Here is a 10,312-nt window from a genome sequence, read left to right as displayed (position 1 = left end):
GATAATTTCCCGCAATCCCGGGTCAGCTCTCAGTGCAAATCAACAGTCCTTGCTAACCTCCAGGCATTCTTCAACGGCGAAAAGCCGCCCACCACCGTCAACTGAATCGGACGTGACATGATCATTCGCCAAGCACTCTTCGAAGGTCGCATCCACGAAGGTAAGGAAGCCGCCTTCAAGGCATATGTGGCAGATAAATTGATGCCGATGTGGCTGGAGTTCCCCGGCGTTCGCGAAGTCCGCGTGCTCTATGCTATTGAGCGGGACGAGGGCGCTCCCGCTTATCCCATGGTGCTGTCGACTATGTACGACAGCCGGGAGGCACTGGATGAGGCACTGAACTCCCCGGTTCGATATGCAAGCCGGGATATGACCAAGGGCTTGCTCGCCATGTTCGACGGCGTCATCCACCACCATGTTTTTGAGCTAGAAGCTTGATTCTGCGCGACGACGGCGTTGCCGCCGCCTGAAATGTGGGGCGACGGGTAAGGAGCAGTCAATCATCTCTGCTCCTCATGCTTCTGCATACTCTATGCAGCGGGAGTCCGTCTACCTTCAGGCTACACCGCCGAGGCAGACGTACTTGAGTTCCAGAAATTCCTCGATGCCGTAGCGTGACCCCTCGCGTCCGAGGCCGGAGAGCTTGACACCTCCGAAGGGAGCTTCAGCAGTCGAAATAAGTCCTGTGTTGACGCCCACCATGCCGTACTCAAGCGCTTCCGCGACCCTGAACACACGCGCCATGTTTTTCGCGTAGAAATAGGATGCAAGGCCGAACTCGGTATCATTGGCCTGTCGAATGACATCAGCCTCGTCCTTGAACTTGAACAGTGGTGCGACGGGACCGAAGGTTTCTTCCCGAGCGACCGTCATCTCGGCTGTGACGTCGGCAAGTACGGTAGGTTCATAGAATGTGTTGCCGATCGAAAGGCGCTTGCCTCCGGTGACGGTTCTGGCTCCCTTGCCCAAGGCGTCAGCCACGTGTTCTTCTACCTTTTCCAGCGCTGCTCGGTCGATCAATGGTCCGAGGATCACGCCATCGTCAAAGCCGTTGCCCGTGACGAGCTTGCCCACAGCACCGGCCAGCTTTTCGGCGAACGCATCATAGACCCCGTCCTGCACGTAGATGCGATTTGCACAGACGCAGGTTTGGCCGTTGTTGCGGAACTTGGCGATGATCGCCCCCTCAACTGCCGCATCCAGATCCGCATCGTCGAACACGATGAAAGGAGCATTGCCGCCAAGTTCAAGGCCGAGCTTCTTGATGGTCGGCGCCGATTGCCTGTAGAGTTCCGCACCGACTTCCGTAGAACCCGTGAAGGTAAGCTTCCGGACAGTTGGGTTCGCTGTCATCTCGCCACCGATTTCTCGCGCCGAGCCGGTGATGACGCTGAATAGTCCCTTCGGAATGCCAGCCCGCTCGGCTAGAATTGCAATGGCGATAGCCGAAAACGGCGTCTGCGACGCTGGCTTCAATACCATTGCACACCCAGCCGCGAACGCCGGCCCGGCTTTGCGAGTGATCATGGCATTCGGGAAGTTCCATGGCGTGATCGCGGCAACCACCCCAATGGGCTGCTTCATGACCATGATCCGCTTGTCGGGCTGGTGGCCGGGAATGATATCCCCATTGATACGGCGACCTTCTTCTGCGAACCACTCGATGAAGCTTGCACCATAGGTGATTTCTCCCATGGCCTCAGCAAGTGGCTTGCCCTGTTCGAGCGTCAGGATCTTTCCAAGGTCCTCCTTGTTCTCCATCATCAATTCGAACCACTTGCGCAGCACGACACCGCGCTCCTTTGCAGTGCGTGCGGCCCAGTCTTTCTGCGCAATGCGAGCTGATTCAATTGCGGCGCGGGTTTCGGCCGCGCCAAGCTTCGGCACGTGCCCGATGATCTCACCGGTCGCCGGATTGTCGACCGCAATATGGTGGTCCGCGCTTGCCTGAACCCATTCACCACTAACCAAAGCCGCTTCACGGAAGAGAGATTGATCCTTGAGCTTCATTTCTTCCAACTCCTGTTGTCTTGCGCATCGTGGTGTTAGCGGGCCTCGTCGAGGATCAGGTCCGCAGCCTTTTCCGCAATCATGAAAACAGCGGCCTGCGTGTTCCCAGAAACCATGGTGGGCATGATCGAGGCGTCGGCAATGCGAAGTCCCTCGATGCCACGGACCTTGAGCGCAGGATCGGTAACGGCACCTTCGTCCACCCCCATCCGGCAGGTTCCGCAGATATGGTAGATCGTCTGGCCGTCGCGTCGGGCGAAATTAAGCCAGTCTTCATCCGTCCTGCATTCAGGACCGGGGCTCATCTCCCTGTCTCGGAAAGCGTCCAAGGGAGCCTCCTCGACGATCCTTCGAGCGACCTTCATTCCGTCCACGATAGCTCGACGGTCCTCCTCCGTTGCTAGAAAATTAGGTCGTATGGCTGGTGGCGCAAAGGGGTCGGGAGATCTGGAATGTATGGTTCCCCGCGACTCCGGCCGAAGCTGAGTGACGCCGATGGTCATTCCAGGAAGCCGATCAAGCTTACGCTCCGCTGCATTGGCGTAACTCGCATGTATGAAGAAGTACTGGACGTCGGGCCCATCCAAGCCCGGTCGGGTCCGGACGAAGCCATGGACGAGCCCGGTACCGAGCGTCAGGATGCCACTCCGCGTCGCGAAGTAGCGTGTAACCGCGAGTCCGAGCTTTAGGCCACGCGTCTGCTCGTTGAGGGTGACCGGCAGCTTCACACGCCAATTCATCCGGGTGCAGAAATGGTCGATATAATTTGCCCCCACGCCCGGCAGAAAGTGCCGGACCTCAATCCCTAGTGGCTGCAATATCCGTGGGTCGCCTATGCCAGACAGCTCCAACAACTGCGGCGTCTGGGCAGCACCTGCGGTCAGGATGACTTCGCGTCGAGCGTGGACCTCGACGGAACTGCTGCCCAGGCGCAGTTCGACGCCCGTCGCCCGGCCGTTCTCCAGAAGAATACGCGTTACGTGCGCATTGGTTCTGACCTTAAGGTTGGGTCTGCTCAAGGCTGGCTGAAGATAGGCAGCAGCCGCGCTCACCCGACGGCCACGTCGTTGGTTCACCTGATAGTAGCCGAAGCCGTCCTGACGATCTCCGTTATAGTCGGCACTGCGTTCGTAGCCCGCGCTCTCCGCCGCAGAGATGAACGCTTCGGCGATTAGCGGACGTTCCTTGACTTCAGTGACTGGCAGCGGACCACCTCGCGCACGCAAAGACGAAGCTGGGCCGTCGTAGTCTTCAAGTTTTCGGAAATAGGGGAGCACTTCCTCGAAGCTCCACCCCCGGCAGCCCTGTTGCGCCCAACCGTCATAGTCCTGCGGCTGCCCGCGTACGTAGATCATGCCATTGATCAAGGTCGAGCCACCGAGCCCCTTGCCGCGGGGAACCGAAATGACCCTGTTGCCGGTGGCCTCCTCCGGCTCGGTTTGAAAGCGCCAGTTGAAGTCCGGATTAGTGAGCAGCTTACTGAAGCCTGCGGGAATCTCGACCCAGAGGCTTCGCGCGGCCTTGCCGGCTTCCAGCAGCAGGACTGTGTACTTCCCAGATGCCGTCAGACGGTTTGCAAGAACGCAGCCAGCCGTGCCACCGCCGACGATGATGTAGTCGAATGACTCGCGATCCTGCTGCATTAGTTCACCCCCCTGATCGCTTTGGTGTGTGGGAGCGAGGAAGGAAGGATCTTGCCCGGATTGAGCAGGCCACTTGGGTCGAGCGCAGTCTTCAATGTGGAAGCGAGGCGCAGGTCGCTTTCGGGAGCAAGCCGCAGCCATTCATCCACCCGATATTGCCCCAATCCATGTTCCGCAGAGATGGAGCCCCCGTGCTTGATGACGGCATCGTGTACTATGCGGTTGATTGCCTTTTGATCGTGATCCGGTCGGAACAGGACATTGTAGTGGAGATTGCCGTCGCCCAAGTGGCCGAAGATATTGAGCCCCGCTCCGGGAGCTGCATCTACCAGAGCGCCCCCGGCATCATCCAGGAATTCGCGCAAGTGCGTGAGTGATACGGATATGTCGTGCTTCAGGCTAGGACCGTCCCGCGCTTCCGCTTCGGTGATGTGCTCGCGCAGAGCCCAGAGCTGCCGAGCCTGCGCCTCCGATTCCGCAACAACGCCATCGATAACCCAGCCATTCTCCAACCCGCCTGCCAACACACCTTCGGCTGCGTCGCGCAGTCCGGAAAGACTGGAGGCTCCTTCAAGAAGAATGAACCAGTCACCAGCGGTGATAGGTGGCTTCAGATGCGCATGCCGGCTGACGAGATCCAGAGAGTTGGCAGAGATAAGTTCGAAAGCTGAAAGCGCTTCTCCGATCTCCTGCTGGGCGTGGCCGAACAGCGAAATGGCGGCTTCAAGACTGCTAACGCTGAGGAGGGCTGTGACGGAGTGACGAGGAACGCTCACGAGCCGCAGAACTGCGGCGGTGACGATGCCCAAAGTACCCTCGGAACCGATAAACCACTGCTTCCAGTCGTAGCCGGCATTGTCCTTGCGCAGATGGCGCAAGCCGTTTGATACACTACCATCAGCAAGAACGACCTCAAGCCCGAGCGTAATATCGCGCGTCATCCCATAGCGAAGAACATTCAATCCGCCGGCGTTCGTGGCTATCACGCCCCCGACAGTAGCGGAGCCTTCTGCTGCGATGGCGATCGGAAGCATCCGGTCCATAGTAGCCGCCTTCTCGCGAACGGTCTGGAGGATTGCACCCGCTTCTACTTCCACGGTCATGCCGATCGGATCGAGCGAGCGGATCGTCTGCATACGGTTCAGGGAAAGGACGACCTGGCCCCCAGTGGTGTCCGGGATGGCCCCGGCGGCAAGGCCGGTGTTGCCGCCTTGGGGCACGATGCTGATGCCAGAATCACCGCAAAGTCGGACGATGGCGGCCACCTGGGCTGTTGAGGCAGGGCGTACCACGCATGCTGGGACCCCCGTGGTGCTTCGCTTCCAGTCCGTCGCATAAGGTGCGGTGTCTTCTGCTGTGGTCAGGACGTATCGCTCGCCCACGATGCCAGAGAGCGCCGAGAGAAGATCGGTTCGGCTCGTCATGCCAGTGCACCCATGTGCTGCGCCATCAGCACGATCTGGGACTCCAGCATTGGTTTGCCGGGAAAGATCCTGCACCCTTTCGCCTTCGCCGCCTCAAGCAGTGGTGTCATGGCGGGTTCCATGATGGCATCCGCGACAAGCTGATCCCGATGAAGCTGTGAGAGGTCTAAGGGTGGCTCATCGCCGGAACGCATTCCCAGCGACGTCCCGTTGACGACCAGTGCATGGTCCGCAACCCGCTGAGCATTGGTTGCGACCGTAAGAGCCGGATATGCAGCTTTAAGGCGTTCGGTAAGGCTCACGGCACGCTTCACGGTCCGATTTGCGATAGTGATGTGGGTCACTCCTGCCTCGGCGAGGGCGAATGCGATGGCGCTGGAAGCTCCCCCCGCGCCCGCAACATAGGCCCTCATCCCCGCCGGATCCGCGCCTCCAACACGCAAGGCTTCAACAAAGCCGATACCGTCAAGCATGGCCCCGACCATGCGACCGTCAGGCTCGCGGCGAACGCAATTGACGGCGCCGATGTTGTGCGCAGCGTCCGTGACCTCGTCACACAGCGCGAGCATGTCCGTCTTGTGCGGCACCGTCGCAATGAAGCCCCCGAAGTTCTCCATACGCCGCAGACCATCAACAAGCCCCTTCAAGCCGTCCGGTTTGACATGGAATGGCACGAGCACCGCATCCACGTCCTTCGACTTCAGCAGGGCGTTCATCACTTCCGGCGTCTTCACATGATAGATGGGATCGGCGAGAATGCCGTAGATGCGGGTGCGTCCGGTGACTGGCGGCAAGAAGCTCCGGTAGAGCTCATTGTGATCCGCGGCGATCGGAGAGGTCATGAGAGGATCCTATGCATTGCCTTGTGCGACACGTCTCGGCGTGCCTCAGGTCATGTACAGGCCACCGGCAACGTCGATGGTCTGGCCAGTCACAAAGCTTGCTTCTGGCGAGGTAAGGTAGAGGGCAAGATCGGCAACTTCCTCGGGGGCGCCCAATCGCCCCATCGGCGTCATTCGCACCTGTTCCTCGTTGACTTCGCCGGCGACGGCGCGAACCATAGGGGTTTCGATGCGGCCCGGCGCTATGGCATTGACCCTGACTCCGAAGGGTCCGAGTTCTGCGGCAAGATGCTTCGTAAAGCCGATCAGGGCAGATTTCGTTGCGGCATAGTGGCAAGCTACGATGGGCGAGTATGTCTTGCCTGCAACCGAAGACATGTTGACGATCCAGCCGGCATTCGCCTCCCGCATGCTGGGGGAGAGCGCACGGATAGTATTGAAGCAGCCGGAAAGGTTGACGGCGACGACCCGGTTCCACTCCGCTGGATCCATCTCCCAGATCTTGTGTGCGATGCCTTCATGCTTCGGCGAAATCCCGGCGTTGTTCACGACAGTGTCGAAGGGGCCGCCGATCCGGCCTGCCGCATCCCCGAGTGCCTTCTCTACGGACGGATAATCCGCGACATCCAGCACCAAGGGGATCGCGCTGCCCTTGCCGTCGACTTCGATCAGCCGGACCGTTTCATTGATGTCGGCTTCGTTCATGTCAGCAACGCCGACCATAGCGCCACGCGCTGCGAAGCGCTGCGCAATGGCCCGACCGATGCCGCGCCCTGCGCCGGTCACCAGAACGCGGCGTCCAGCATGGCTCGGCCTGTAGGCGATTTCTTCCGGATTGATTTCTCGATGAGACATTTTCAGATTCCCAGATATGCTTGACGGACATGGTCGTTGTGGAGCAGTGCATCGGACGTGTCGGCCAGGACGATCTCGCCGTTCTCCAGCACGTAGCCCCGGTCAGCCGCCTTCAGTGTGTGGAAGACGTTCTGCTCGACGATCAGGACGGTTGCCCCTGTCTTCACAATCGTCTCGATGACATCGAACACCTGCGTGACGATGATCGGCGCAAGGCCGAGAGAAGGCTCGTCGAACATCAGGAGTTTGGGCCGAGCCATCATGCCGCGGGCGATTGCGACCATCTGCTGTTCGCCGCCTGACAATGATCCGGCTTTCTGGGCAAGACGCTCGCGCACTCGCGGGAACAGCGACAGGACCTCCTCCAGTGCAGCGTCCTTGTGCTGCCGCGCCGCCTTCCGATAAGCGCCCATCAAAAGGTTTTCCTGAACCGTCATGTCCGGGAAAAGCTGACGCCCTTCCGGGATCAAGGTGATGCCTCGATCGACCATCTCGTGCGAGGAAAGCCGGGTGACGTCCTCACCTTCGAAGGTGATCTTGCCTGTGGTAGGGCGGATCAGTCCGGCAATGGTACGAAGAGTGGTGGTCTTTCCAGCGCCATTTGCGCCCACAATGGTGACGACTTCCCCGGCCTCCACGGCCAGCGAGATATCGTGAAGAATGGTTGTCGGGCCGTAGCCGGCGTGAATGTTCTCAAGCCTGAGCATCGATGAATTCCTTTCCAAGATAGGCCTCGACGACCACTGGATCCTTGACCACCTCGCGAGGCTCGCCCTCGGCGATGATCTTGCCGGAATTCAGAACGATCACGCGATCTGAGAGGGACATCACCGCCTGCATGACGTGCTCGATGGCAACGATGCTGACGCCGCTTTCGCGGATCGACTTCATCAGGTCGATCGCCCGGCGAACATCCGTCTGGTTGATCCCCGCCATCACTTCGTCGAGCAAGAGGATGCGTGGCTTCATCGCCATGACACGAGCGACTTCCAGCCGCTTCAGGCCGCCTATGGTCAACCCGCGTGCCTCGGCATGGAGCCAGGGCCCAAGCCCCATCCGCTCGGCCGTCTCACGCGCAACTTCGCGGGCTTCTTCGACATCGGAATATCGATGGAACGCGCCGACCATGATGTTCTCTTCAACGGTCATTGCGGCGAATGGCTGGACGATCTGGAAGGTGCGACCGACGCCAATCGTTGCGAAGTCGCCAGGAGTAGCAGGACTTTGCCAGCTACCGTCGGCGGCGCGAACCGTTACCGATCCGCTATCCGGTTTCAGAAAGCCGGAAATCATGTTGAAGACGGTTGTCTTGCCTGCACCATTCGGCCCGATCAACCCGAGGATTTCTCCTTCCCTAAGCGTGAAACCGACGTCGTTGGTGACGTGAAGGCCGCCAAAATGCTTCTGCAGGTGCTCCACACGCATGACGTCGGAACCGATCGGTGCCCTCTGGCTTGCGTCAGACGTAGCCGCGCTTGCGGCAATCGTGCCTGCTGACACGCCCCGCTCACGCCTCTGCTTCGTGAAGCGAGAGATCAGCCCCATCAGGCCGTTGGGCATGAACAGAACGACCAGCATCAAGACAACGCCATAGACGAAGCCGTGGAGGCCCAGCGCATGCGCCCCAAGCCAACCACGCGCCAGTTCGCTGATGGGTACGAGAAGAACAGCGCCGAGGAGGGGACCGAACACGGTTCCCAAGCCGCCGATCAGGGCAAACATCGCGATCTGGATCGACATTTGCAGTGAGAACATCGCAGCGGGCTCAATGAATGTCAGGTACATGGCATGAAATGTACCCACAAAGGCTGTGAGTGCGGCAGATACCGCAACGGCTGCGAGCCGCACCCGTACCGTTCCAACGCCAGCGGCCAGTGCTGCCGATTCCCGCTCGCGGGTCGCCACGAGGTAGAAGCCCATCCTGTGCGAGCGGATCCACCAAGCGATCGCCAAGGTCAGCAGAAGCAGGCCGAACGCGATGAGCAATTGGGGGAGCCGGTCACGAAAGACCATCCATTCCCAACCAATCTGCAAAGGGATCATCAACCCAGTTGCGCCGCCAGTGAGTTCACGCCAATGAAGGGCGAGAACCCGGAACACTTCCAGAAAAGCGATGGTAGCAAGAGCGAAGAAAGGACCGTGCAGGCGGAAGCAGGGATAGCTGATGATCACTGCGGCCACGACGGCTATCGCAGCGCCGGCGAACATCCCGATCCACGGACTGATCCCCATGTTCATCAGGATGACACCGGTGTAGGCGCCGATCCCGTAGAAGATGGCATGCCCCAACGAAAGCTGGCCGGCAAAGCCACCCACGATGTTCCAGGCTGTTGAAAGGGCAGCGAAGATGCAGATCGTGATGAAGATATGGTAGACGAACTGGTTGCCGACCATGACGGGGATGAGGAGCAGTGATGCAAGGATAACAGCAAGTGGGATAGCCTTCAGCATCCAGCCATTGGAGGCTGCCTGCGGTCTGGGGGAAGTGGAGGAAATATCTGTCATGGCGACACGTGCGATAGGTTGAGACGCGAGCTGAACAGGCCCGACGGCTTCAGGATGAGGATCAAGAGGAACACGCCAAAGACGGCGACCTCACGAAGGTCGGAGCCGATGTAAAATCCCGCAAAGCTGTCGATCAGGCCGATGATCATGGCGCCGGCAAAGGCCCCTCCGATCGATCCAAGACCTCCCAGAACGACGACGACGAACGCGGTCAGGACGAAGTATGTGCCGATACCAGACGAGGTTGGATAGAGCGGGGCGATGAGGACCGAGGCGACTCCCACACAGGCGGCGCCGATGCCAAAGGTCAGGATGTAGATCCAATTGACATTGATACCCATCAGCTGAGCAGCCGCGCGGTTTTGGGCGACGGCGCGGATGGCACGCCCGGTCTGCGTGCGCGAAAGGAAAAACTGGAGAACCACGACAACTGCAATGGAAGCAACTAGGATGGCAACCTGGCCCGAGAGCAGGCGTACAGGACCAAGCTGCAGAGGGGTTCGGAGTCCACTTGCCGGCGTGCTAGAGATGTCGGCACCGAAGACCAACAGCGCCAGGTTGATAAGCGCGGTCGAAAGTCCAACCGTAGCGAAGATCTGTATGTGATCGTCGTCGGCAGACATCAGGGGCTGTATCAGGAACCGCTGTGTCACGGCGCCCAGCAGAAAGAGGGCCGGTGCAACGAGAATAACCGTCGCAAACGGGTGGATCCCCATCCAGGTCGTCAGGACGTAAGTCAGATACATGCCCACCATGAGGAATTCCCCATGGGCGAAGTTGACGACTTTGACGATGCCGAAGATCAAGGTCAGGCCCACGGCGACGATGGCGAATAGACTGCCGAGCATGATCCCGTTGGTGAGAACTTGTAAGAAAGTGTTCATTGGCCTCTCCAGGACAGAAAGGTGCCGGGCGGTGACCGCCCGGCACGTCAGAAGGGCTCACTCACCCAGCTTGATTGGCGTCATGGCAGCGGAATCCGGGAACACCGTGACCAGCTTTCCGTCCTGCCACTGCATCCCCATCATTTCAG

At 59.6% G+C, this 10,312-nt stretch carries 9 protein-coding genes; 1 reads left to right on the top strand and 8 read right to left on the bottom strand.

The features are described from left to right. Nucleotides 1–117 precede the first annotated feature (117 nt). Complete coding sequence (locus tag M0654_RS12455; RefSeq protein ID WP_142589962.1) at nucleotides 118–438, top strand: hypothetical protein; 321 nt, start codon at nucleotides 118–120, stop codon at nucleotides 436–438. Nucleotides 439–555: 117 nt separating this feature from the next. Here the strand turns inward: M0654_RS12455 and gabD are convergent, their stop codons facing one another. From gabD to M0654_RS12415, 8 genes are read right to left on the bottom strand one after another with little or no spacing between them, the layout of a single operon-like run. Next, nucleotides 556–2,010: an NADP-dependent succinate-semialdehyde dehydrogenase gene (gene gabD / locus M0654_RS12450; RefSeq protein ID WP_248683377.1), complete on the bottom strand. Its 1,455-nt coding sequence runs from the start codon at nucleotides 2,008–2,010 to the stop codon at nucleotides 556–558. A gap of 35 nt (nucleotides 2,011–2,045) precedes the next feature. Further along, nucleotides 2,046–3,653 (bottom strand): GMC family oxidoreductase, encoded by a 1,608-nt coding sequence (locus M0654_RS12445; RefSeq protein WP_248683376.1) that lies wholly within the window; start codon nucleotides 3,651–3,653, stop codon nucleotides 2,046–2,048. Continuing rightward, nucleotides 3,653–5,077, bottom strand: a complete 1,425-nt coding sequence (locus M0654_RS12440) for an FAD-binding oxidoreductase (RefSeq protein ID WP_248683375.1) — start codon at nucleotides 5,075–5,077, stop codon at nucleotides 3,653–3,655. The genes M0654_RS12445 and M0654_RS12440 overlap by 1 nt, the downstream gene beginning before the upstream one ends. Continuing rightward, nucleotides 5,074–5,919, bottom strand: coding sequence for a shikimate dehydrogenase family protein (locus tag M0654_RS12435; protein ID WP_248683374.1), 846 nt, complete (start codon nucleotides 5,917–5,919; stop codon nucleotides 5,074–5,076). Before M0654_RS12435 ends, M0654_RS12440 begins: the two co-directional genes overlap by 4 nt. Before the next feature lie 45 nt (nucleotides 5,920–5,964). Then, entirely contained in the window at nucleotides 5,965–6,774 is an 810-nt protein-coding gene (fabG, locus tag M0654_RS12430; RefSeq protein ID WP_248683373.1) for a 3-oxoacyl-ACP reductase FabG, read from the bottom strand. Between the two features lie 2 nt (nucleotides 6,775–6,776). After that, the gene (locus M0654_RS12425) at nucleotides 6,777–7,481 is read right to left on the bottom strand and encodes an ABC transporter ATP-binding protein (RefSeq protein ID WP_248683372.1); all 705 of its coding nucleotides are present in this window, start codon (nucleotides 7,479–7,481) and stop codon (nucleotides 6,777–6,779) included. Beyond that, nucleotides 7,468–9,279, bottom strand: coding sequence for a branched-chain amino acid ABC transporter ATP-binding protein/permease (locus M0654_RS12420; protein WP_390920169.1), 1,812 nt, complete (start codon nucleotides 9,277–9,279; stop codon nucleotides 7,468–7,470). The genes M0654_RS12425 and M0654_RS12420 overlap by 14 nt, the downstream gene beginning before the upstream one ends. After that, nucleotides 9,276–10,163: a branched-chain amino acid ABC transporter permease gene (locus tag M0654_RS12415; RefSeq protein ID WP_248683371.1), complete on the bottom strand. Its 888-nt coding sequence runs from the start codon at nucleotides 10,161–10,163 to the stop codon at nucleotides 9,276–9,278. The genes M0654_RS12420 and M0654_RS12415 overlap by 4 nt, the downstream gene beginning before the upstream one ends. Nucleotides 10,164–10,312 lie beyond the last annotated feature (149 nt).

It is taken from the genome of Neorhizobium turbinariae (genome assembly GCF_023223505.1).
GTDB classification, from domain to species: Bacteria; Pseudomonadota; Alphaproteobacteria; order Rhizobiales; family Rhizobiaceae; genus Neorhizobium; species Neorhizobium turbinariae.
The sequence above is the reverse complement of the archived record's forward strand: the minus strand, read 5'-3'. Positions and strand labels throughout refer to the sequence as shown.

Coding starts and splice junctions, on each gene's coding strand:
- M0654_RS12440 (WP_248683375.1), bottom strand. CDS start 5,077: ATGACGAGCCGAACCGATCTTCTCTCGGCGCTCTCTGGCATCGTGGGC.
- M0654_RS12425 (WP_248683372.1), bottom strand. CDS start 7,481: ATGCTCAGGCTTGAGAACATTCACGCCGGCTACGGCCCGACAACCATT.
- gabD (WP_248683377.1), bottom strand. CDS start 2,010: ATGAAGCTCAAGGATCAATCTCTCTTCCGTGAAGCGGCTTTGGTTAGT.
- fabG (WP_248683373.1), bottom strand. CDS start 6,774: ATGTCTCATCGAGAAATCAATCCGGAAGAAATCGCCTACAGGCCGAGC.
- M0654_RS12445 (WP_248683376.1), bottom strand. CDS start 3,653: ATGCAGCAGGATCGCGAGTCATTCGACTACATCATCGTCGGCGGTGGC.
- M0654_RS12435 (WP_248683374.1), bottom strand. CDS start 5,919: ATGACCTCTCCGATCGCCGCGGATCACAATGAGCTCTACCGGAGCTTC.
- M0654_RS12415 (WP_248683371.1), bottom strand. CDS start 10,163: ATGAACACTTTCTTACAAGTTCTCACCAACGGGATCATGCTCGGCAGT.
- M0654_RS12420 (WP_390920169.1), bottom strand. CDS start 9,279: ATGACAGATATTTCCTCCACTTCCCCCAGACCGCAGGCAGCCTCCAAT.
- M0654_RS12455 (WP_142589962.1), top strand. CDS start 118: ATGATCATTCGCCAAGCACTCTTCGAAGGTCGCATCCACGAAGGTAAG.